This is a genomic window from Pseudomonas sp. S5D5, assembly GCF_003013355.1.
GTDB classification, from domain to species: Bacteria; Pseudomonadota; Gammaproteobacteria; order Pseudomonadales; family Pseudomonadaceae; genus Aquipseudomonas; species Aquipseudomonas aylmerensis.
Genome location: NZ_PTEO01000001.1, coordinates 692482 through 713638, shown reverse-complemented (window position 1 = coordinate 713638; position 21157 = coordinate 692482). Strand labels below are relative to the sequence as shown.

The 21157-nt window shown below is 60.9% G+C and carries 21 protein-coding genes; 9 read left to right on the top strand and 12 right to left on the bottom strand.

Annotation, left to right across the window (positions count from 1 at the left end):
* Nucleotides 1-123 precede the first annotated feature (123 nt).
* The 5 genes from C9990_RS03430 to C9990_RS03410 form a co-directional block, all read right to left on the bottom strand.
* Nucleotides 124-408, bottom strand: coding sequence for a YceK/YidQ family lipoprotein (locus tag C9990_RS03430; protein ID WP_065910045.1), 285 nt, complete (start codon nucleotides 406-408; stop codon nucleotides 124-126).
* Complete coding sequence (gene ubiX / locus C9990_RS03425; RefSeq protein ID WP_065910043.1) at nucleotides 401-1030, bottom strand: flavin prenyltransferase UbiX; 630 nt, start codon at nucleotides 1028-1030, stop codon at nucleotides 401-403. The genes C9990_RS03430 and ubiX overlap by 8 nt, the downstream gene beginning before the upstream one ends.
* The gene (mpl, locus tag C9990_RS03420; protein ID WP_106802528.1) at nucleotides 1027-2376 is read right to left on the bottom strand and encodes a UDP-N-acetylmuramate:L-alanyl-gamma-D-glutamyl-meso-diaminopimelate ligase; all 1350 of its coding nucleotides are present in this window, start codon (nucleotides 2374-2376) and stop codon (nucleotides 1027-1029) included. The genes ubiX and mpl overlap by 4 nt, the downstream gene beginning before the upstream one ends.
* Before the next feature lie 116 nt (nucleotides 2377-2492).
* Complete coding sequence (locus tag C9990_RS03415) at nucleotides 2493-3551, bottom strand: hypothetical protein (RefSeq protein WP_256595048.1); 1059 nt, start codon at nucleotides 3549-3551, stop codon at nucleotides 2493-2495.
* 199 nt (nucleotides 3552-3750) lie between these two features.
* Nucleotides 3751-5640, bottom strand: a complete 1890-nt coding sequence (locus tag C9990_RS03410) for a sigma-54-dependent Fis family transcriptional regulator (RefSeq protein ID WP_065910038.1) — start codon at nucleotides 5638-5640, stop codon at nucleotides 3751-3753.
* A 272-nt stretch (nucleotides 5641-5912) separates the two neighbouring features.
* Between C9990_RS03410 and C9990_RS03405 the strand changes: the two genes are divergently transcribed.
* From C9990_RS03405 to C9990_RS03365, 9 genes are all read left to right on the top strand, one after another.
* Complete coding sequence (locus C9990_RS03405; RefSeq protein WP_106802527.1) at nucleotides 5913-7433, top strand: aldehyde dehydrogenase family protein; 1521 nt, start codon at nucleotides 5913-5915, stop codon at nucleotides 7431-7433.
* Nucleotides 7434-7639: 206 nt separating this feature from the next.
* Nucleotides 7640-9088 (top strand): ethanolamine permease, encoded by a 1449-nt coding sequence (gene eat, locus C9990_RS03400; protein ID WP_065910034.1) that lies wholly within the window; start codon nucleotides 7640-7642, stop codon nucleotides 9086-9088.
* Between the two features lie 64 nt (nucleotides 9089-9152).
* Nucleotides 9153-10547 carry an ethanolamine ammonia-lyase subunit EutB gene (locus C9990_RS03395; protein ID WP_065910032.1) on the top strand — a complete coding sequence of 465 codons (1395 nt, stop codon included), beginning with the start codon at nucleotides 9153-9155 and terminating at the stop codon, nucleotides 10545-10547.
* Entirely contained in the window at nucleotides 10544-11377 is an 834-nt protein-coding gene (eutC, locus tag C9990_RS03390) for an ethanolamine ammonia-lyase subunit EutC (protein ID WP_106802526.1), read from the top strand. The genes C9990_RS03395 and eutC overlap by 4 nt, the downstream gene beginning before the upstream one ends.
* A gap of 92 nt (nucleotides 11378-11469) precedes the next feature.
* On the top strand, nucleotides 11470-11928 hold the full coding sequence (locus C9990_RS03385; protein WP_065910028.1) for an N-acetyltransferase: 459 nt from the start codon (nucleotides 11470-11472) through the stop codon (nucleotides 11926-11928).
* Between the two features lie 325 nt (nucleotides 11929-12253).
* Nucleotides 12254-12910 (top strand): DedA family protein, encoded by a 657-nt coding sequence (locus C9990_RS03380; protein WP_065910026.1) that lies wholly within the window; start codon nucleotides 12254-12256, stop codon nucleotides 12908-12910.
* A 6-nt stretch (nucleotides 12911-12916) separates the two neighbouring features.
* Nucleotides 12917-13732 (top strand): zinc-dependent peptidase, encoded by an 816-nt coding sequence (locus C9990_RS03375; protein WP_065910024.1) that lies wholly within the window; start codon nucleotides 12917-12919, stop codon nucleotides 13730-13732.
* A 109-nt stretch (nucleotides 13733-13841) separates the two neighbouring features.
* On the top strand, nucleotides 13842-14369 hold the full coding sequence (ppa, locus tag C9990_RS03370) for an inorganic diphosphatase (protein ID WP_003219382.1): 528 nt from the start codon (nucleotides 13842-13844) through the stop codon (nucleotides 14367-14369).
* A gap of 213 nt (nucleotides 14370-14582) precedes the next feature.
* Nucleotides 14583-15353 carry a S24 family peptidase gene (locus C9990_RS03365; RefSeq protein WP_106802525.1) on the top strand — a complete coding sequence of 257 codons (771 nt, stop codon included), beginning with the start codon at nucleotides 14583-14585 and terminating at the stop codon, nucleotides 15351-15353.
* Nucleotides 15354-15654: 301 nt separating this feature from the next.
* Here C9990_RS03365 and C9990_RS03355 read toward each other — a convergent pair whose 3' ends face one another.
* The 7 genes from C9990_RS03355 to C9990_RS03325 form a co-directional block, all read right to left on the bottom strand.
* Nucleotides 15655-16812, bottom strand: coding sequence for a glutathionylspermidine synthase family protein (locus C9990_RS03355; protein ID WP_106802524.1), 1158 nt, complete (start codon nucleotides 16810-16812; stop codon nucleotides 15655-15657).
* A gap of 12 nt (nucleotides 16813-16824) precedes the next feature.
* The gene (locus tag C9990_RS03350; protein ID WP_065910018.1) at nucleotides 16825-17535 is read right to left on the bottom strand and encodes a DUF1190 domain-containing protein; all 711 of its coding nucleotides are present in this window, start codon (nucleotides 17533-17535) and stop codon (nucleotides 16825-16827) included.
* A gap of 18 nt (nucleotides 17536-17553) precedes the next feature.
* On the bottom strand, nucleotides 17554-17982 hold the full coding sequence (locus C9990_RS03345; protein ID WP_065910015.1) for a DUF350 domain-containing protein: 429 nt from the start codon (nucleotides 17980-17982) through the stop codon (nucleotides 17554-17556).
* Nucleotides 17983-17997: 15 nt separating this feature from the next.
* Nucleotides 17998-18672 carry a DUF2491 family protein gene (locus tag C9990_RS03340; protein ID WP_106802523.1) on the bottom strand — a complete coding sequence of 225 codons (675 nt, stop codon included), beginning with the start codon at nucleotides 18670-18672 and terminating at the stop codon, nucleotides 17998-18000.
* Entirely contained in the window at nucleotides 18659-19693 is a 1035-nt protein-coding gene (locus C9990_RS03335; RefSeq protein ID WP_106802522.1) for an ion channel, read from the bottom strand. Before C9990_RS03335 ends, C9990_RS03340 begins: the two co-directional genes overlap by 14 nt.
* A 73-nt stretch (nucleotides 19694-19766) precedes the next feature.
* A complete protein-coding gene (locus C9990_RS03330) occupies nucleotides 19767-20327 on the bottom strand; it encodes a rhomboid family intramembrane serine protease (protein ID WP_106802521.1) in 561 nt (186 codons plus the stop codon).
* Between the two features lie 116 nt (nucleotides 20328-20443).
* Nucleotides 20444-21142: a PspA/IM30 family protein gene (locus C9990_RS03325; RefSeq protein ID WP_106802520.1), complete on the bottom strand. Its 699-nt coding sequence runs from the start codon at nucleotides 21140-21142 to the stop codon at nucleotides 20444-20446.
* Nucleotides 21143-21157 lie beyond the last annotated feature (15 nt).

Genomic DNA, 21157 nt, shown 5'->3' with positions numbered 1-21157 from the left:
CTAGCATACAAGCGGGCTTGCTCGCGAAGGCGGTGGATCAGTCAGCTTATTAGTTGACTGGCATACCGAATTCGCGAGCAAGCCCGCTCCCACATTGGCTTTGTGGTGTCTTTAACATCGAGCTTAGAGACCGCCTGTGGCGTTAAACCCAACCCCAAGCACCGTCAACACCGACAGTGGCAACAACAAGGTATCGAGCAGCGCACTGGCCGGCAGGTCGACGTGCGGATAGCTCGGCGCTTCGGCACCGAAGCGGTCCTTGGCGCAGCAGCCGCCGTTGATCGCATACAAATCCAGGCGCGTGCCGGCATACACCACCGGCGCGCCGGGCTGCGCGGCGTCCAGCGTGCGTGCGGTGGCGCAGCCCGCCAATTGCAACGCCACTATCACCCACAGTGCCTTATTCATCGCTGCTCAAATGGTGCTCGCCCCAGCGCGGCAGCATGTCCTGAGGGATGTTCAGCAGGTTGAGAATCCGCGCGACTACAAAGTCCACCAGGTCATCGATGGTCTGTGGCTGGTGATAAAAGCCCGGCGACGCCGGCAGGATGGTCACACCCATGTTCGACAGCTTGAGCATGTGCTCCAGGTGAATGCTCGAATACGGCGCTTCACGCGGCACCAGGATCAATTGGCGACGCTCCTTCAGGGTTACGTCCGCCGCACGCTCGATCAGGTTGTTGCAGGCGCCCGTGGCAATCGCCGACAAGGTCCCGGTGGAACACGGCACCACCACCATCGCCGCCGGCGCGCCGGAGCCCGAGGCCACCGGCGACATCCAGTCTTCCTTGCCGTAAACCTTGATCTGTCCCGCCGCCGCACCGGTGTACTCGGTGAGGAAGGCCTGCATCATCTGCACCTTGGCGGGCAGCGCGACATCGGTCTCGGTGGCCAACACCAATTGTGCGGCCTTGGAGATCAGGAAGTGCACCTCACGGTCCTCGCGCACCAGGCAGTCCAGCAGGCGCAGGCCATAGGGCGCGCCGGATGCACCGGTCATCGCCAGGGTGACGCGTTCCGGGCCACTCATTTCAGCGCCTCGGCAAGCTTGCCATGCAGGCCTCCGAAACCGCCGTTGCTCATGACCACCACGTGGGTGCCCGGCTTGGCCTGATGCTTGACGTGTTCGATGATGCCATCGATGGAATCACAGACGGTGGACGGTACCGTGCACAGCGCGGCAATCGCCGGCAAGTCCCAGCCGAGGTTGGCGGGGGCGTACCAGACCACCTCGTCGGCATCGTTGACGCTTTCCGGCAAGCCGTCGCGGTGTGCGCCGAGCTTCATGGAGTTGGAACGCGGCTCCACAATCGCGATGATCGGAGCATCGCCGACGCGCTTGCGCAGGCCGTCGAGCGTGGTGGCAATCGCCGTTGGATGATGGGCAAAGTCGTCGTAGATGGTAATCCCATTCACTTCGGCGACCTTCTCCATGCGGCGCTTCACGCTTTTGAAGGCGCTCAACGCGGCAATGCCCATGGACGGCACGACGCCGACATGCCGCGCAGCCGCCAGGGTCACCAGGGCGTTGGCGACGTTGTGCTGGCCCGTCATGTCCCACTCAACGATGCCCTGGGCCTCGCCTTCAAACAGCACTTCAAAGCGCGAACCGTCTTCGCTGAGCAATTTGACTTGCCACTGCCCACCCGCACCAGTGGTTTGCACCGGGGTCCAGCAGCCCATGTCGATCACACGCTGCAGCGCCGGCTCGGTGGTCGGGTGGATCACCAGGCCTTCGCTCGGAATGGTGCGCACCAAATGGTGGAACTGGCGCTCGATAGCCGGCAGGTCGGGGAAGATGTCCGCGTGATCGAACTCAAGGTTATTGAGGATCGCCGTACGCGGGCGGTAGTGGACGAACTTGGAGCGCTTGTCGAAGAAGGCGCTGTCGTATTCGTCAGCCTCGATCACGAAGAACGGGGTGTCCCCCAGGCGCGCCGATACCGAGAAATTCTGCGGCACACCGCCGATCAGGAAGCCCGGGCTCATGCCTGCGTGCTCCAGGACCCAGGCGAGCATGCTGCTGGTGGTGGTCTTGCCGTGGGTGCCGGCGACGGCCAACACCCAGCGACCCTGCAGCACGTGATCAGCCAGCCACTGCGGGCCGGAGACGTAAGGCAGGCCTTTGTTCAACACGTACTCGACCGCCGGGTTGCCGCGCACCATGGCGTTGCCGATCACCACCAAATCCGGTACCGGGTCGAATTGCGCCGGGTCGTAGCCTTGGGTCAGCGCAATGCCCTGGGCCTCGAGTTGCGTGCTCATGGGCGGGTAGACATTGGCGTCGGAGCCCGTGACGTGATGGCCCAGCTCTTTGGCCAATACAGCCATTGACCCCATGAACGTACCGCAGATACCCAGAATATGAATGTGCATAGTCGACCTCGTAAAACATCGAGGCAGGTTAGCGCAGGGAGGGCGAAATCGCACCTTTTATACGGCCAAAGGCCGAGCGAAGAGCACCTGGGTACTACACTCGGCCCGGGCTGTGTTCAGGCGCTGGCTTCGGCTTTATTTTGACTGTCTTTCATCGCGGCCAGGAACCGCAACTTCTCATAAGCCTCGGTCATGCACGCAAACTTCTTTTCCATCAGGTCGAGGCGATCTTTCGGTTCAGTGGGGATGGGCGACCCGGGCTTGTAGGGTTTGAACACCAGACCGTTCTGCCGCGAGGCTTTTTTCAGGTGTTGTTCCGATACACCGAGCAACTTCTCAAGATTACCCAGGCGCCCGACATTATCAGTCGGCCAGGTGTCATCCTTGGTAAATACACGGCTTGTATCCCCGAGTGTGAACATGACCGTCGTGGCCATGCCCAGCAATTTCATTTCAACCTCATCCAACTGTGCACTGACCGGATCTGCCGATGACGGGGTCGATTGCACGGGCGCGGATCCGCCCGTGGCCTTCGGCGGGCTGGCAGCCCCCGGCAAAAACGGAGGCGGCAGCACCCCGGGCGCATAGCTCGACTTGATGGACTCCCCCGAAGCGACAGAGCCTGCGTAGGCCGCGACGTTGATCGGCGCACTGACCAAGCCAGTAATCCCTGCACTGATGAACGCATCACGGGCAACGCGGCTGGCATTGGGGCCTGTGGATATAACGCCGGCCTTGACCAGGCTATTGGCGTCGATCACTCGCTTGGCGGCCTCGGCAACACTGATCGGCGCCTGCTTGCGCAGCTGAGTCATGAGCAATTCGTCACTCACCTTGATTTTGTTGGCATGCACGATCGCCTGCCCGGCCTCCTTGAACTTGTCCACCGACAGCGGCTGGCCCGGTTTCACGGAGGGGCCGGGCTTGGGCAAAGGCTTGGGCGCGGGTGTCGGCGGCCGGGGGATGGGCGCAGGCGCAATACTGCCAGGCGACGGCAGGGAGGGTGGCGCTGAAGGCCTTCGTCCGAACCAGGAAAAGCCCTTTATCGCCCTCTTGTTGCGCATCAAAGGCTGATCGGCAGCGTCGGCGTGTTGCTCCACAGTTCGCGCGGGCGGCTCTTCTATCGATACGGGCTGTGGAGGAATGAAAGAAACAGCAGGCGGTGCAATTTTCATTAGGGATACCCATTAAGTTTTTATTGTTTGAAAGTTCACTTGGCGTTACCCAAGTTGAGTAACCCCGTGGCACTTAACAGTTCCTGTCAGAGCAGCCCAATACAACTTGAACGGGTTATTCCAACTTAACAATAAAAGGACTTAATGACTGATAACTGCAGAACATCCTCCCTACAAGAACCGTCGAAAAACACCGAACCTATACCCCGGCCAACCGCGTGATCCGATGTTTGCGCAACTTGCGATACAGAGTATTGCGGCTTACCCCCAAGTGCTCGGCAGTTTGGGTCATGTGCCAGTGCTGACGCTCCAGCGCCGCCAGCAAGGTCTGGCGCTCGGCATCATCGAGTGGCAACTCGGTGACCTTGTGCGCAGGCGCCTGGCGCAGCAACGCGGGTAAGTCCTCCAGCCCCACACGCCCGTCATCACAAAGGGCGACCAGCGTGCGCAATACCGTGCGCATTTGCCGAACGTTGCCCGGCCAGGCGAACGCCAGCAGTGCCTGGCGTGCGGCGGGTTCGAGGCTGACCGACTGGCCCGCTGATTCCTCAGCCAGCAGGAAGTCGAGCAACTGAGGCCGGTCACTGCGCTCGCGCAACGGCGGCAACGCGACTTCCAGGCCATTGAGCCGGTAGTACAAGTCTTCGCGAAAACTGCCGTCCTGCACGCGCCCGAGCAAGTCACGGTGAGTTGCGCTGATAATCCTGACGTTCACCGCCTGAGGCTCACCGCCGAGGGGCACCACCATGCGGTCCTCCAGCACCCTTAATAGACGGGTCTGCAATGCCAGCGGCATGTCACCGATTTCATCGAGGAACAGCGTACCGCCGTCAGCCTGTTGCAGCTTGCCCTGCATACCCTCCTTGCGCGCGCCGGTGAAGCTGCCGCCGCGATAGCCGAACAGCTCGCTTTCGATCAGGCTTTCCGGGATGGCGGCACAGTTGAGGGCCACGAAAGCCTCGTCGGCGCGCTGGCTGGCCTGATGCACCGCCTTGGCGAACGCCTCTTTGCCGGAACCGGTTTCGCCGTTGATCAGCAAGGGCACGTCGCGCTCGAATACCCGCAGTGCCTTGCGAAAATCATTCTGCAGCGCCGGGTCGCCCAGGTAGATACCGGGCAGGCGCGGCCGCGCAGGTTCCGGCTTGAGCAATGGCGCGGGCTGGCTGCGCGCTTGGCCACGCAGGGCGGCGAACAGGTGCCGGCCATCCCGCGTGCGCAAGGGCCAACTGGCGGTGGCATTGGCGCTGGCGCGACCGAGCAGTTGATCCAGGGAACACTCGAAAAACGCCTCCACCGGCTGCCCCAGCAGACCACCGCGCCCCTGCCCCAGCAGGTTCAGCGCACTCTGGTTGACCGCACAGATGCGCCCTTCGCCGTCGAACGCCAACAGCCCTTCACTGAACAGGCCCACGGATTCGGCCTGCAGGTGAAAGCGCAGCAACCAGTGGTGTTCAAAGTGACGCAGGAAGTAGCAACTCTCGATCATCTTCGCCGACAGGTTGACCAGCGCCATGGTGTGGAACTGGCTCTGGCGCGAGACGGCTTCGCGGGCCGAGGACACATCCAGCACGGCCAACAGCTCACCGTGGGGATCGAACACCGGGCTCGCCGAACAGGTCAACCCGGTATGCCGGCCACGAAAATGCTCATCACGGTGAATCGTCAGGGATTGGCGCTCCACCAGGCAGGTGCCGATGCCATTGGTGCCTTCGCAGGCCTCACTCCAGTCGGCGCCCAGCCACAGCCCGGCGCGCTCGAAGATCCTGCGCTCGGACGGCGCGGTGACACAGTTGAGGATCACGCCACGCGCATCCGTCAGCAGCACGGCATGGCCGGCACCCGAGAGCTGCTGGTGCAGGCTGTTCATCTCGCTGCCCGCGATCTGCAATACCTGTTGCAAGCGTTCGCGGCTTTCCAGCAGGCGGCCATGCTCGAGCACGGTGGGGGCGATGGTTTGCGCAGGGTCGAGGTGGTAGTCCTCCAGGCACCGCAGCCAGGAGCGGGCAATGGACGGGTCGCTGGACGGATCGCGGCCATGGGCCACGGTGAGGACTTGCTGGGCATGGCGACTGAAATGATCGTTGTGCATTTCTTATTATTCTCCCTGCGTGAGAACAACCAGCATCCCCCAGGCATCCGGCCAATGCAATCCCGGGGCGACCCGTCGGTCACCGGCTGTACCGTCCATGGCACAAACTGTCACCCAGGCTGTACCGAAGATGTCACAGCAACGCCTTGCAACAAACCCCAAGCCCTTGATTTACCTGGCCCACAAAGCACTGGCCCAACCTTTGCTCTACGCTTAATCAAGCGCTTTTGCGCGCTGTACTCCAATAAACATAAAAGCCAGGAGAATCCACCATGCGTTACGCACACCCCGGTACCGAAGGCGCGATCGTTTCGTTCAAGGCCAAGTACGGCAACTACATTGGTGGCGAATTCGTTGCTCCGGTCGATGGCAACTATTTCACCAACACCTCGCCGGTCAACGGCAAGCCCATCGCCGAATTCCCGCGCTCCACTGCCAAAGACATCGACAAGGCACTCGACGCCGCCCACGCCGCCGCCGACGCCTGGGGCAAGACCTCGGCCCAGGACCGCTCGCTGGTGCTGCTGAAAATCGCCGACCGCATCGAACAGAACCTCGAACTGCTGGCCATCACCGAAACCTGGGACAACGGCAAGGCCGTGCGTGAAACCCTCAACGCCGACATCCCGCTGGCCGCCGACCACTTCCGCTACTTCGCCGGCTGCATCCGTGCCCAGGAAGGCACCAGCGCCGAAATCAACGAACACACCGCGTCCTACCACTTCCACGAGCCACTCGGCGTGGTCGGCCAAATCATCCCGTGGAACTTCCCGCTGCTGATGGCGGCGTGGAAACTCGCCCCGGCCCTGGCCGCCGGTAACTGCGTGGTGCTCAAGCCTGCCGAGCAAACCCCGCTGGGCATCAACGTGTTGCTCGAAGTCATCGGCGACCTGCTGCCGCCGGGCGTACTGAACGTGGTGCACGGCTTCGGCAAAGAAGCTGGCGAGGCCCTGGCCACCAGCAAGCGCATCGCCAAGATCGCCTTCACCGGCTCCACCCCCGTGGGTTCGCACATCATGCATGCGGCGGCGGAGAACATCATTCCGTCCACCGTTGAGCTGGGCGGCAAGTCGCCGAACATCTTCTTTGCGGACATCATGAAAGCCGAGCCGACTTTTATCGAAAAAGCCGCTGAAGGCCTGGTGCTGGCGTTCTTCAACCAAGGCGAAGTGTGCACCTGCCCCTCACGCGCCCTGGTGGAAGAGTCGATCTACGACGACTTCATGAAAGTGGTGATGAAAAAGATCGAGCAGATCAAGCGTGGCGATCCGCTGGACACCGACACCATGGTCGGCGCCCAGGCGTCCGAGCAGCAGTTCGACAAGATCCTTTCCTACCTGGAAATCGCCAAGGGCGAAGGCGCGCAACTGTTGACCGGCGGCAAGGTCGAGCAGCTCAGCGGCGACATGGCCGGCGGGTATTACATCCAGCCGACCCTGCTCAAGGGCACCAACGAAATGCGCGTGTTTCAGGAAGAAATCTTCGGCCCGGTGGTGAGCATCACCACCTTCAAGGACGAAGCCGAAGCCCTGGCCATCGCCAACGACACCGAGTTCGGCCTGGGCGCCGGCGTGTGGACCCGCGACATCAACCGCGCCTACCGCATGGGCCGCGCGATCAAGGCCGGCCGCGTGTGGACCAACTGCTATCACCTGTACCCGGCGCATGCCGCGTTCGGTGGTTACAAGAAGTCCGGCGTGGGCCGTGAGACCCACAAGATGATGCTCGACCACTATCAGCAGACCAAAAACCTGCTGGTGAGCTACGACATCAATCCGCTGGGCTTCTTCTAACCGACAACCCGCTCCCACATTTTGAAATGCAATAAAAATGTGGGAGCGGGCTTGCTCGCGAATGCGGTGGGTCAGCCTAAGACTCAGTGACTGACACACCGCATTCGCGAGCAAGCCCGCTCCCACACTTGATCTTCACAAGACCTTGCTACTCATTCGGCTTACTTAAGTAAGCCGGGAAAAAACAATAAGAAAGGGCTTCCATCATGCCTAGCGAACCGAATAGCGCTCCGGCGTCCGGGTCTTCCGTCGACTTCGAAAAAGTCGACTCCCAATACTTCCAACAACGCGAACTTAAAAAAGGCGCTGCCGGCTGGGTCCTGCTGGTCGGCCTTGGCGTTGCCTATGTGATCTCCGGCGATTACGCCGGCTGGAACTTCGGCCTGGCCCAGGGTGGCTGGGGCGGCATGTTTCTCGCCACATTGCTGATGGCCACCATGTACTTGTGCATGTGTTTTTCCCTGGCCGAATTGTCATCCATGATTCCTACCGCCGGCGGCGGCTACGGCTTTGCGCGCAGCGCCTTCGGCCCCTGGGGCGGGTTCCTCACGGGCACCGCCATCCTCATTGAATACGCGATTGCCCCCGCTGCCATCGCAGTGTTTATCGGCGCTTATTGCGAGTCGCTGTTCGGCATCGGCGGCTGGATGATTTACCTGGCGTTCTACATCATCTTTATCGGCATCCACATTTTTGGTGTCGGCGAAGCCTTGAAGTTGATGTTTGTGATTACCGCCATCGCCGCGATTGCCCTCGGCGTGTTCCTGGTGTCGATGGTGCCGCACTTCAATGTCGCCAACCTGCTGGACATCCCGGTCACCGAGGCCAAGGGTGCCAGCACCTTCCTGCCGTTCGGCTACGTCGGCGTGTGGGCCGCAATTCCTTATGCCATCTGGTTTTTCCTCGCGGTGGAAGGCGTGCCACTGGCCGCCGAAGAAACCAAGAACCCCAAGCGCGACCTGCCACGCGGTCTGATCGGCGCCATTGTGGTGCTGACCAGTTTTGCCTTGCTGATCCTGGTGATTGCCCCGGGTGGCGCCGGCACCTATGCGCTGGTCAAATCCGGCAACCCGCTGGTCGAGGCGCTGGCGCTGTCGTACGGCGGTTCGACCTGGATGGGCAGCTTCGTCAACCTGGTCGGCCTGGCCGGGCTGATCGCCAGCTTTTTCTCGATTATCTACGCCTATTCACGGCAGATCTTCGCCTTGTCCCGCGCCGGCTACCTGCCGCGCAAGCTGTCGCAGACCAACAAGAGCAAGGCCCCCGTGCTGGCGCTGGTGATCCCCGGCATCATCGGTTTCGGCCTGTCGCTGACCGGCCAGGGCGACTTGCTGATCCTGGTGGCGGTGTTCGGCGCGACCATTTCCTACGTGCTGATGATGGCCGCGCACATCACCTTGCGCATCCGTCGCCCCAAAATGGACCGTCCGTACCGCACGCCCGGCGGCATCTTCACCTCCGGCATTGCCCTGGTGCTGGCCTGCGTGGCCGTAGTGGCGGGCTTTCTGGTGGATCCACGGGTGGTGATTGGCGCGGCGATCATCTATGGAGTATTAATTGCTTACTTTGCTTTCTACAGCCGGCATCACTTGGTAGCAGGCACGCCCGAAGAGGAATTCGCGGCGATCCAGGCCGCAGAGGCCGCCTTGCACTGATAGCCGTAAACCTCGACACGGGTTCGATCCTCACATCGGGCCCGCGTCATCCAGGAGACACTGTATGGCAAGCTTTTCCCACGCGGTGGGTGCACAGACCTACCGCTTCGACAGCCTCAAGGACGTGATGGCCAAGGCCAGCCCCGCACGTTCCGGGGACTTTCTCGCCGGCGTCGCCGCGCAGAACGACGGCGAACGTGTCGCGGCGCAAATGGCGCTGGCGAATATCCCGCTGAAGCACTTCCTCGAAGAGGTGCTGATCCCCTATGAAAGCGACGAAGTCACCCGGCTGATCATCGACACCCACGATAAACCCGCGTTTGCCGCGGTCAGCCACCTGACCGTCGGCGGCCTGCGCGACTGGCTGCTCAGCGACGCCGCCGATGAACAAAGCCTACGCGCCCTGGCGCCGGGGCTGACCCCGGAAATGGCCGCTGCCGTCTCCAAAATCATGCGCGTGCAGGACCTGGTGCTGGTGGCGCAGAAGATCCGCGTGGTCACCCAGTTTCGCGGCACCATGGGCCTGCGCGGACGCCTGTCGACGCGGCTGCAGCCCAACCATCCCACCGATGAACCAGCCGGCATTGCCGCGAGCATCCTCGACGGCCTGCTCTACGGCAACGGCGACGCCATGATCGGCATCAACCCGGCCACCGACAGCATCGCCTCGATCTGCGCCATGCTCGAAATGCTCGACGCGATCATCCAGCGCTACGAAATCCCGACCCAGGCTTGCGTGCTGACCCACGTCACCACTTCCATCGAAGCCATCAACCGGGGCGTACCGCTGGACCTGGTGTTCCAATCGATTGCCGGCACCGAAGCGGCCAACGCCAGTTTCGGCATCAGCCTGAGCGTGCTGCAGGAAGGTTACGACGCCGGCTTGAGCCTGAATCGCGGCACCCTCGGGCAGAACCTGATGTATTTCGAAACCGGCCAGGGCAGCGCCTTGTCGGCCAACGCGCATTTTGGCGTCGACCAGCAAACCTGCGAGACGCGTGCCTACGCCGTGGCCCGGCATTTCAAGCCATTTTTGGTGAATACGGTCGTAGGATTCATCGGCCCGGAGTACCTGTACAACGGTAAGCAGATCATCCGCGCCGGCCTCGAAGATCACTTCTGCGGCAAGCTGCTCGGCGTGCCGATGGGCTGCGACATCTGCTACACCAACCATGCCGAAGCCGACCAGGATGACATGGACACCCTGCTGACCCTGCTGGGCGTGGCCGGGATCAACTTCATCATGGGCATCCCCGGCTCCGACGACATCATGCTCAACTACCAGACCACCTCCTTCCACGACGCCCTCTATGCCCGGCAAACATTGGGTTTAAAACCGGCGCCGGAGTTTGAGCAGTGGCTGGCGAAAATGGGCATCTTCACGCAAGCCGACGGCAAGGTGCATTTCGGCAACAGCCTGCCACCGGCGTTTCGCCACGCCCTGGCGCAACTGGGATGAAGGAGCCGCCCGTGCAACTCGACCTGCCTGACAACCCCTGGCTCGAACTGCGCCGCCTGACGCCGGCGCGCATTGCCCTCGGCCGCACTGGCACGAGCATTCCCACCGGCGCACAACTGGACTTCCAGTTTGCCCACGCCCAGGCGCGGGACGCGGTGCACCTGCCCTTCGACCATGGCGGCCTCAGCAGCCAGCTGGCCGAGCGCGGACGTGACAGCCTGTTGCTGCACAGCGCCGCCGTTGACCGCCATACGTACCTGCAACGCCCGGACCTGGGTCGGCGCTTGAGTGACGAGTCGGCCCAATTACTGCGCGATCATGCATCGGCCAACCCCGGCGGGGTCGACTTGGCAATCGTGGTAGCCGACGGCCTGTCGGCACTGGCGGTGCATAAACATACCCTGCCGTTTCTTACACGCATGGAGGAACAGACCCACGCCGAAGGGTGGTCACTGTCACCGGTGATTCTGGTGGAACAGGGCCGAGTGGCGGTGGCGGATGAGATCGGGCAATTGCTCGGTGCGAAGATGGTGGTGATCCTGATCGGCGAGCGGCCGGGGCTCAGTTCGCCGGACAGCCTGGGCCTGTACTTCACCTACAACCCCAAGGTCGGTCTCACCGATGCCTATCGCAACTGCATCTCCAATGTGCGCCTGGAAGGGTTGAGTTATGGCATGGCGGCCCATCGCCTGCTGTACTTGATGCGAGAAGCGTGTCGCCGGCAGCTGTCGGGGGTCAATCTGAAGGATGAGGCGCAGGTTCAGACCATTGAATCCGACGACCCTGACCTGATGAAAGGCAATTTCCTACTCAGCCCGCCCACGGACTGATACCGGCACGATTGCGCTTTTTCACGCCTTTAGGCAGCATCGAGTTACGGCCGCGTGTGTGGTCATACCCCATTTGGAAGTTGAGGCCTGGCATGCGGATCACTCAAGCGACCCTGGAACACCTGGACCTGTTGACCCCGTTGTTCGTCAAATACCGCGAGTTTTATGGGGCCCTGCCCTTCCCGGATTCCTCGCGCGCCTTCCTCGAAAAACGCCTGCGCCGCAAAGAGTCAGTGATTTACCTGGCCCTCGCCGACGATGACGACAAGAAGTTGCTTGGGTTTTGCCAGCTGTATCCAAGCTTTTCGTCACTGTCGCTCAAGCGCGTATGGATCCTGAATGACATCTACGTCGCCGAGGACGCTCGTCGCCAACTGGTGGCGGACAACTTGATGCGCACCGCGAAGAAAATGGCCAAGGAAACGCAGGCCGTGCGGTTGCGGGTGTCGACCAGCAGTGACAACGAAGTGGCGCAGAAGACCTACGAGTCGATCGGGTTTCGCGAGGACACCGAGTTCAAGAACTACACATTGCCGATCAGCGAAGATTGACCCCAAACCCCACAAATCCCCTGTAGGAGCGGGCTTGCCGGCGATGGCATCACCTCGGTCTCACTGAAACACCGAGGTGCCTGCATCGCAGGCAAGCCAACTCCCACAAAGGCCAGCGGCGACAATCGGACATTCGATAACATTCAGACCGTAACCCAGCCTTTGTGCGACATCCCCCGCTACAAAACCAACAGGCTTTTCACAGCTCAATCCGTATAATGCGGACCTTTCAGGGTTGTAAGAAATGCGGCATACACTTGTAGCCTTACTTACCCGAGCTTCCGCACAGGCCTGCTGAGTCGGGCCATTCACACAGGTGCCATCCATGGATTTCAACCCGCTTGACCTTATCCTGCATCTCGACGTCTATCTCGACCTGCTGGTAACCAATTACGGTCCGTGGATCTACGCCATTCTGTTTCTGGTGATTTTTTGCGAAACCGGCCTGGTGGTCATGCCATTCCTGCCGGGTGATTCGTTGCTGTTTATCGCGGGTGCCGTGGCGGCAGGCGGCGGCATGGACCCGGTATTGCTGGGCGGCCTGCTGATGCTCGCAGCGATTCTCGGCGACAGCACCAATTACGTGATTGGGCGAACGGTCGGCGAACGCTTGTTCAACAACCCGAACTCGAAAATCTTCCGCCGCGACTACCTGCAGAAGACCCACGACTTCTATGATCGCCATGGCGGCAAGACCGTGACGCTGGCGCGCTTCCTGCCGATCCTGCGCACCTTCGCACCGTTCGTCGCCGGCATCGCCAAGATGCCTTACGCACGTTTCTTCGGTTTCAGCGTACTGGGCACCATCCTCTGGGTCGGCGGCCTGGTGACCCTGGGCTACTTCTTCGGCAACGTGCCGTTCATCAAGAAAAACCTGTCGCTGCTGGTGGTGTTCATCATTCTGCTGTCGCTGGTGCCGATGATCATTGGTGTATTCCGCAGCCGCTTTGGCCGCGCGTCCTCCGAAGCCAAGCCGCACTGACCGGCAATGTGGTCCCTCAGCGCCTGGCGCCGCCGGCGCCTGCTGGCCAAGCACCCGATTGCCGATGACACCTGGCAGCGGGTGCGCCACCACCTGACCTTCCTCGACGGCCTCAGCGCCGAGCAGGACCAATGGCTGCGCGAAGCCTGCGTGGTGTTCCTCGCCGAAAAACACCTGACCGCCCTGCCCGGCGTCGAGCTGCACCAGGAACAACGCCTGCTGCTCGCCGCCCAGGCGCAACTGCCGCTGATGAACCTCGGCGATCTCGACTGGTATCAGGGCTTCCATGAGATCGTGCTGTACCCCGACGACTTCGTCAGCCCCCAGCGCCATCGCGACAGCAGTGGCATCGAACACGAGTGGGACGGCGAACACAGCGGCGAAGCCTGGCAACAAGGCCCGGTCATCCTCGCCTGGCCCGGCGTGCTGGCCAGCGGTCAGTGGGAAGGCTACAACCTGGTGATCCACGAACTGGCGCACAAGCTCGACATGCTCAACGGCGATGCCAACGGCCTGCCGCCGCTGCATCACGACATGCGCGTGCAGGAATGGGCCAGCGTGATGCAGAGCGCCTTTGATGACCTCAATCGTCAACTGGACGCCAACCCGGACGTCGAGACCGAGATCGACCCCTATGCCGCCGAGAACCCGGCGGAATTCTTCGCGGTCACCAGCGAATATTTTTTCAGCGCCCCGGATTTACTGGTCAACAGTTATCCACAAGTGTACGCCCAACTCAGCCGCTTTTACCGCCAGGATCCGCTGGCCCGCCTCGTCCAACTGCAAGCCAGCGACCCACGCTATCAGCCGCAGGACGAATAACCGTACGACGTCTGGCGCATGGCATCGGCGGCGGAATATGCCTATAATCGCCGCCACTTTTAGGCCAATCCGGCCAAGTTTCTTGGCCAATTAACGGGGGCAACGCCCAATGAGCTACAGCAAGATTCCGGCTGGCAAAGACCTGCCGAACGACATCTACGTCGCCATCGAGATTCCGGCCAACCACGCGCCGATCAAATACGAAATCGACAAAGACAGCGACTGCCTGTTCGTTGACCGTTTCATGGCCACCCCGATGTTCTACCCGGCCAACTACGGTTTTATCCCTAACACCCTGGCCGACGACGGTGACCCCCTCGACGTGCTGGTGGTCACCCCTTACCCAGTGACCCCAGGTTCGGTTATCCGCGCCCGTCCAGTCGGTATCCTGAACATGACCGACGATGGCGGCGGCGATGCCAAAGTTATCGCAGTACCCCACGACAAGCTGTCCCAGCTGTATGTGGACGTGAAGGAATACACCGACCTGCCGCCGCTGTTGCTGGAGCAGATCAAACACTTCTTCGAGAACTACAAAGACCTCGAAAAAGGCAAATGGGTGAAGATCGACGGTTGGGGCAACGCAGACGCCGCCCGCGCCGAGATCCTGAAGTCGGTCGCTGCCTACAAAGGCTGATACCGACTCCTCATTGCCTCGGCAATTGAAAAAGCCCCGATTATTCGGGGCTTTTTTTGTGGGAAAAATTCAACTCAAAGTTGAACACTTTATAAACGCTGTTTAAGTTAATTAACCATCGGAAGTATCAGACTACAACTAAGTAAAAACCTACGTCCGCCAGTCAACGCATAGTTTATTTGATCTGTTTTTCCGACCAGTAAACTTGCGTTTATGAATACATCAGGTGACCGCTTAAAAGCGCTACTGCGGGAAGTTCATCTTTCCGCCTCCGACTTCGCCAAGAACCGTGGTGTCACGCCTCAACACGTGAACAACTGGTTCAAACGCGGTGTACCCATGGGCCGACTCAACGAGATCGCAGAACTGCTGTGCATCTCCAGCCGTTGGCTACGCACCGGCGAAGGCCCCAAACACCCACCGGCCAACTTCCTGCTGGAAGGCCCGGACGCCAGGAAAGGACTCCCTGCTCGCGAAGAAACCGGAAAATACCTCACAGGCCCCGCCTGCCGCCCGGAAAAAATCGACGTGGAGATCGCCCTCCACACTTCATTCATCTCCACCGAATGCATCCGTATCTCACTGCAGACCCTGCAAGCCCTCAACGTCAACGCCGACCGCGCGCTGGGCGCCTACATGGTCGACAACAGCATGATCGACATCATCCAACAGGGCGCCACCCTCGCCATCGACAAAGGCCGCACCCAAATCATCGATGGCGAAATCTACGCGGTCGAACATGACGGCATGCTGCGCATCAAATACCTCTACAACCGACCCGGGGGTGGCTTGCGCATGCGCAGCCACAACGCCAGCGAACACCCGGACGAATACCTCACACACGAACAGCGGTTCGAGCAGAACTTCACCATCGTGGGCTGGGTGTTCTGGTGGTCCACCCTGAACAACCGCCGACCGGTACCGCTGGACGAACACCTGCTGGGCTGGGAAGGCTCTAAATCGGATCCGGAGGTGGGCATTTGAAGTGAATGTGGGTATCATGCGCCGCACATTTGGCAGGGGGTGGCTTTGCGCTATCCACCTTGCCTGGCGAAGCGGAGGAGTTCCCGCGGATGCCCCTACTATTCAGCCAGACGCGATGTTGGCTGAGCGATTTGAAGGCTGGTGAGGTTTGTCAAAAACAAGCTGAGGCAGTCCCCGAGAAGCCGGCCACAAGCCGGCTTTTTAATGCCTGCACTCCCGCTGGCGCAATGCGGTTGGGATTCTCTCGGAAACGTCCTGCAAATGAAAGCGATCAGCCCTGCTGGCTCTTCAAGCCCCAGCCTCAATCCAATATCAAATGCGGCAAGAACCGACTTGAATCCTTGGTGATCAAACTGTTGTCTTCCCGCACGCCGATGCCGGCGGCTTGATCCCCAATCACCCAAGACCCAATCAGCGTATAGCTGTCCCCAAACCGTGGCAGCGGTGCGAACTCCTGGAGGATAAACGGCGCATCCGTGTAAGGGCCGTCCTCTTTCACAATCAGCCCATCAGCCGTCTGCAACTCGATGTTCGCCCCTTCCCGCGAGAAGAACGGCTTTCGCACCCAGCCCTTCGGCACAGCTTTACCTGGCTCTGTATCCAGATGGGCCGCGAGCAAATTCGGGTGGCCTTGGTTGAATTCCCACAACAGCGGCAGGATGCCTTTGTTGGAAATAATCGATTTCCAGGCCGGCTCAAAAAACTGCGTATCGCTCTGGGCAATCGCCGAACCGAAGGGTTCGTGGAAGATGAACTCCCAGGCGTGCAGTTTGAACAGGTGGGGAATCCAGCGATCTTCGAGGTCGACGAAGCGGCCATCGCTGGTCAGGCCGATGTCTTCGATGTCGATGTGGCGTGATTCGATGCCGACCTTCTCCGCGACCAGGCGCAGGTAGTCGGTAGTGCCTTTGTCTTCGACCGAGTCTTTCATCGAGGCGAAGTAGAACGGCTGGTTGACCTGCAGCTGGGCGAAGGCCTGGTGCAGTTTGGTGTCGATGCTGTTGAACTGATCGGCGTGTTTGGGCAGCAGGCCACGCTCAATGCATTGTTCCAGCCAGCCCCATTGGAACGCCGCGGCTTCGTAGAGGCTGGTCGGGGTGTCGTAGTTGAGCTCGAGCAACTTGGCGGGGCCGGTGCCGTGGTAGGAGAAGTCCATGCGCCCGTACAGGTGCGGGTGGCCTTCCAGCCATGAGGTGCGGATCATGTCGTAGAAGGGCGCGGGAATGCTCAGGCGTTCGAGCAGTTCTTCGCTGTGGACCACGCGGGCGACGAGGTCCATGCACATGTCATGGATCTCGGTGGTCGGGTCTTCGAGGTCGCGCTCGATTTGCTGGAGCGTGAACTGGTAGTACGCGCTCTCGTCCCAGTAGGGTTCGTCGTCGATGGTATGGAACAGAAAGCCGAGGCTGTCGGCGGTCTGTTTCCAGTCATGGCGCTCTGCGCAAGGGATCTTCTTCATGGCCCGTCTTCCTTAACTGCTCGACCCGCCGCCCCAGCCGCTGCGCGCGCTGGCCTTGCTGCCGAAGCCGCCACGGGAGGTGGCCGAGGCCACGGAGCTCGACTTGCTGGAGGAGCGCAGCGTGTTGGTGTAATTGCTGCTGCCGTAGCGGGCCTGGTTCGAGCGGCCAAACGTGGCACCCTTCGAGACGCGCTGATTGAGCGTCGAGGAGGCGTAGTCGCCGCGATCATCGCGATAGCGGTACACCGGCTCGGAGCGGTAGCTGTTGCGATTGTTGCTCAGCATGTTGCCGATCAACAGCCCGGTCAGCAGGCTGCTGGTGGAGAAACCCGAGCCGCCACTGTTCGCCTGGGAACCGGCCACTTGGGCATTGGCTGCGTCGACCTGGGATTGCGTCACCTGCCCTTCGGCGGTCAGCTCGAAACCGCCGAGCCTGGGGATGAATTTGCCGGTGGAGTCCTGCTGGCACCAGTCGGCGACAAAATCGGCATCGCAATCGGCCTGATTGTCGTACACCGGCGCAATGCGGCGATGCTCGGCCATGGCCGTCATGTAGGCGTCCGAGCAGACGTCCACCGGAAGTTTTTCATCGGCGCACTGCTGAACGGACTGGAAGTTGTATTTCTTCTGCAAATCGTAGGTTTTTTCCGTCGGGCCGCAGCCGGATATCGCCATCGCGACCGACGCTGCCAGCGACAGCTGGACGTACTTGCTTCGTTTCATCGGGAGCTCCGTGCGCGATCAGTTCTGGGTAGGCGTCATGCACGCGGCATTCAACATGCCGACGCTGATGGCCACGGCGGCCACATAGATGCCGGCCGCGAGTTCGCCGTTCTTGATGCGCTCGGACGTGCCTTTGAGCACCAGGCTGGTCAGCAGGAACGCCAACAACTGGACGACGGCTGCGATCACCGCCCAGACAACGAAGTCGAGGATGCTGATCGAGTAGGCAATCACGTTGCTGGCCGGAATGGCGAAACCGACGATGGCGCCGCCCAGGGCGACCGCCGCGGACACGTTACCCGCACGGATCAGCTCGAACTCCTTGTGCGGGGTCACACGGGTGTAGATGAACTGGAACAGCATGAACAGGACGGCCGCACCGAGGATGTAGGTGACAAACCCGAGCACGGCGGCTTTGTTCAGGGAAATGGAGAGAGCTTCTAGCATGGACTGCTTCCTTTTTTAGAGCGCATTCAAGTCGGTTGTGTACAGCGAAATGCCCAGCGAGGTGCTCAGGCTGACGGTGCCTTCCGCGTCTTCTTCGACGGAAAACAGCAGGAACTCGCGTCGATCGGTCAGGCCTGTGTCACGGGCGTATAGCATTGAGCGGTGTTCGACGCTGTAGGAATTCTCGGGGTTTATCACCTGCTCGCTCATTGCCACCAGTTCGGTCTGGCCCTCCTCGCTGCCCCATACGCGCGTGTATTCGACGCCGTTGTAGGTGTAGGTCGGCAACCCGATCAGGCTCTGGGGCCCCGCCAGCCGGCGCAGTTCGGCTTCGCTGCTGATGGTGACGTAACTGAGGTAGTTGAACAGGATGACGGACTCGACCTGCCCGGCGATGTCGCCTGTGGTGTGCACCTGCAGCCAGTAATCTTCGTCGTTCATGTAATAGCGCGACAGCCAGTTCGACTGCCCGAGGTCGACGGTGCCGTTACTCCAGATTTCCTGGGTGCCGGGGATCACCACCGAGGTATGCCCGTCGAGCAACAACTTCAGGGTGGTGTCGAACATCACGCCTTTGCCGGGAGCCAGGCCCAGCGGACCGGTGGTCGGCAGGGCTTCGGCGGCGGGCCGGTTCGACTGTGGGTTCGCGTTCGGGGCCTCAAGCCCCATCAACTGTTTAAACCATCCCATTGGAGATTTCCTTGAGGCGGGTGGAGGCAATGTAGAAGAGTTCGCCGCCTTCAACGCGCGTGGCGCTCGGCGGGTTGATCGACGGTTGCTGGGCGCCTTTGGCGCGATAGCCGATGAGGGTGGCGTTGTGGTGTTCTTTCATCCGCGTGTACAGGTCGCCGAAGGTGGCTTCGAAGGTCGAAGGCAATTTCATCAGGTATTGGGTGGCGCCCTGCCCCACGCACAGCAGCTCATTAATGACCACCGACGAGCCCGGATCCTGGGAAGCGCGCACCAGCATCTCGATGGCCATGCTGGAGGTGCACTCCAGGCTGGGTGCGTAGGAGCTGGCCAGTGCGGCAATCTCACTTTCATTGAAGTGCGCGACCACATGCCCGACAGGGTTCAACTGATTCACCGCCAGCACGGTGGCCAGCGTCAGGTCGTCGGACGGGGTTCGCACCAGCACACGCTCGGCACCGGGCACTCCGGCACGCTGCAACAGCGCGGTGGAGGACAGGCTGTCACCACGGATGAACGCTGCTTTGCCCGGCATCGGGTTTTCGTCGAGGGTGCAGTCGCAGATGACGATCAGGTTGTCGTTCGAGGTTTCGTCTTGCAGCAACAACTCAATGACCCGTTCACTGGACGCGCCTTCCCAGCCAATAAGCACGGTATGGCCGACCTTGCCGGTGAAATCGCCTTTGCCCTTCATGCCTTTTCTCCATGCATCGATGACACTGCTGGTGGTTTTGCCGATGGCTGCTGTCAGCAGCGCAATACCGCCGAGCATGACCCAGGTCGCCACGAACACGCGCCCCGCCGAAGTCTGCGGCGCAAGATCGCCATAGCCGACGGTCAGCGTGGTGGTGAGATAGAAGTAAACAAATGTGGCGGGCGCGGTGAGGTGTTGTTCGCCCAGATACACCAGGCCCAGGTAAGCCGTGCTCAGGTGGACGCCCAGGGCAATGACCAGGCCTGCCCAACCGAAGCGGTGAAAGAGGGACGAGGCGTACAGGCGCAACAGAAGAAAAATCGACATTTCAGTCCCTGACTCCCTGGGTACTTGATTCCTGATGACGTCATCGCCTCGACATCCGGATGCTCAAGTGCGCTCAGTCGGCATTAAACCTGCTGCGTGGTTTGGAGAGAAGTACCTTGGCTGCAATAAATCCGGCGAATGCACCAAACAGATGCCCTTCGAAGGAGATGCCCTGTCGAGGCAGGAAGCCCAGGACCAGCCCGCCATACAGCACCGCCACGACACCCGCCGTTAACAGGTTGCTCCAGCTTCGGTGAAACCAGGCGCGAGACAGCAGGTAGGCCCACAACCCGAATACCCAACCGCTGGCCCCCACATGCACGCCCGCAAAACCGAACAGCCAGACCAGCGAGCCACCCAGCAGGATGATGATCGCGCTGACGCTGACGAACCGGTGGAGCCCTTCGATAATCACCAACGTGCCCAGGATCAAAAAGGCAATCAAGTTCGCGCTGAGGTGGGCGAAAGACCCGTGCAAAAACGGTGAGGCGAGGATGCCGAACAACCCCTGCAGCGTTCTCGGGACCAGCCCGAACGCCATGAGGCTGTAACCGGTCGCCACATTGAGCAGTTGCAGCGCGACCATGAACAGCGCCAGCCCGGCGATTGTCTTGAAACCCTTCAGGGCGTCCATCCTGACCTCAACGTAAAAAAGGGCAGAGCCTATAAAGCCAGTCCGTTAAGAAAGAGCCCTGCAGCCGTGGCGAGTGAGCTTGCTCCCCCGCCACAGCTACAGTGTTCGCCCTTCGCTTACTCGGCCGACTTCTGCTTCAGACGCTCCAGGATCGCATTGGCGCTGCCTTCGTCCGGCGTGATCCCGGCTTCGCGCAGCTTGCGCTCGAGGTCGGTACCGGTCGACGCTTCGGCCAGTTCATCCTGGGCTTGCAGTTCAGCGGCGCGTTGCTGCTGCTTGGCCTGCAGACGATTCAGCGTACCGACGGCAGTCTCCAGCTTGCCGTTGGCACCACCGCTGGCGATGGACGCGCTGACCTGGGCCTTCTGCACGCTTTCGCGAGCCTTGGCCATGTCCACCTGCTGGCGCAGGCTCTTGATCCGGCTTTCGGCCTTGGTGATGTCCTTGCGCATGCTGTCCGCGTAGCCGCCGAACTCGGTGGCCTGCTTGTGCTCTACTTCCCGCTCGTTGGTCAGGGTCGAAATCGCTTCGGCCACTTCCAGGGCGAGGTCTTCACGATTGGCCTGCAGGGCCGCAACCGCCTTGGCTTCCAGATCCTTGATCTTGGCGTCGTACTCGCTGACGCGATCGGTCGCCAATTTGTGCTTGGCCATGATGCTGACCAACTCACGCTTGGCGTTGGCCAGCGCGGTGTCGGCATCGCGAATTTCCTGATCGAGGATGCGCAGGGCCTGTTGGTCGACGATCGATTCGCCGACTTCGCTGGCACCGCCACGCAGCGCGGTGAACAGTTTGCTCCAGATGGACTGAGTCATTGGATACTCCCGAAT

Coding starts and splice junctions, on each gene's coding strand:
- eat (WP_065910034.1), top strand. CDS start 7,640: ATGCCTAGCGAACCGAATAGCGCTCCGGCGTCCGGGTCTTCCGTCGAC.
- C9990_RS03340 (WP_106802523.1), bottom strand. CDS start 18,672: ATGGGATGGTTTAAACAGTTGATGGGGCTTGAGGCCCCGAACGCGAAC.
- ubiX (WP_065910043.1), bottom strand. CDS start 1,030: ATGAGTGGCCCGGAACGCGTCACCCTGGCGATGACCGGTGCATCCGGC.
- C9990_RS03385 (WP_065910028.1), top strand. CDS start 11,470: ATGCGGATCACTCAAGCGACCCTGGAACACCTGGACCTGTTGACCCCG.
- mpl (WP_106802528.1), bottom strand. CDS start 2,376: ATGCACATTCATATTCTGGGTATCTGCGGTACGTTCATGGGGTCAATG.
- C9990_RS03335 (WP_106802522.1), bottom strand. CDS start 19,693: ATGTCGATTTTTCTTCTGTTGCGCCTGTACGCCTCGTCCCTCTTTCAC.
- C9990_RS03405 (WP_106802527.1), top strand. CDS start 5,913: ATGCGTTACGCACACCCCGGTACCGAAGGCGCGATCGTTTCGTTCAAG.
- ppa (WP_003219382.1), top strand. CDS start 13,842: ATGAGCTACAGCAAGATTCCGGCTGGCAAAGACCTGCCGAACGACATC.
- C9990_RS03395 (WP_065910032.1), top strand. CDS start 9,153: ATGGCAAGCTTTTCCCACGCGGTGGGTGCACAGACCTACCGCTTCGAC.
- C9990_RS03350 (WP_065910018.1), bottom strand. CDS start 17,535: ATGAAACGAAGCAAGTACGTCCAGCTGTCGCTGGCAGCGTCGGTCGCG.
- C9990_RS03375 (WP_065910024.1), top strand. CDS start 12,917: ATGTGGTCCCTCAGCGCCTGGCGCCGCCGGCGCCTGCTGGCCAAGCAC.
- C9990_RS03430 (WP_065910045.1), bottom strand. CDS start 408: ATGAATAAGGCACTGTGGGTGATAGTGGCGTTGCAATTGGCGGGCTGC.
- eutC (WP_106802526.1), top strand. CDS start 10,544: ATGAAGGAGCCGCCCGTGCAACTCGACCTGCCTGACAACCCCTGGCTC.
- C9990_RS03410 (WP_065910038.1), bottom strand. CDS start 5,640: ATGCACAACGATCATTTCAGTCGCCATGCCCAGCAAGTCCTCACCGTG.
- C9990_RS03380 (WP_065910026.1), top strand. CDS start 12,254: ATGGATTTCAACCCGCTTGACCTTATCCTGCATCTCGACGTCTATCTC.
- C9990_RS03355 (WP_106802524.1), bottom strand. CDS start 16,812: ATGAAGAAGATCCCTTGCGCAGAGCGCCATGACTGGAAACAGACCGCC.
- C9990_RS03325 (WP_106802520.1), bottom strand. CDS start 21,142: ATGACTCAGTCCATCTGGAGCAAACTGTTCACCGCGCTGCGTGGCGGT.
- C9990_RS03345 (WP_065910015.1), bottom strand. CDS start 17,982: ATGCTAGAAGCTCTCTCCATTTCCCTGAACAAAGCCGCCGTGCTCGGG.
- C9990_RS03415 (WP_256595048.1), bottom strand. CDS start 3,551: ATGAAAATTGCACCGCCTGCTGTTTCTTTCATTCCTCCACAGCCCGTA.
- C9990_RS03365 (WP_106802525.1), top strand. CDS start 14,583: ATGAATACATCAGGTGACCGCTTAAAAGCGCTACTGCGGGAAGTTCAT.
- C9990_RS03330 (WP_106802521.1), bottom strand. CDS start 20,327: ATGGACGCCCTGAAGGGTTTCAAGACAATCGCCGGGCTGGCGCTGTTC.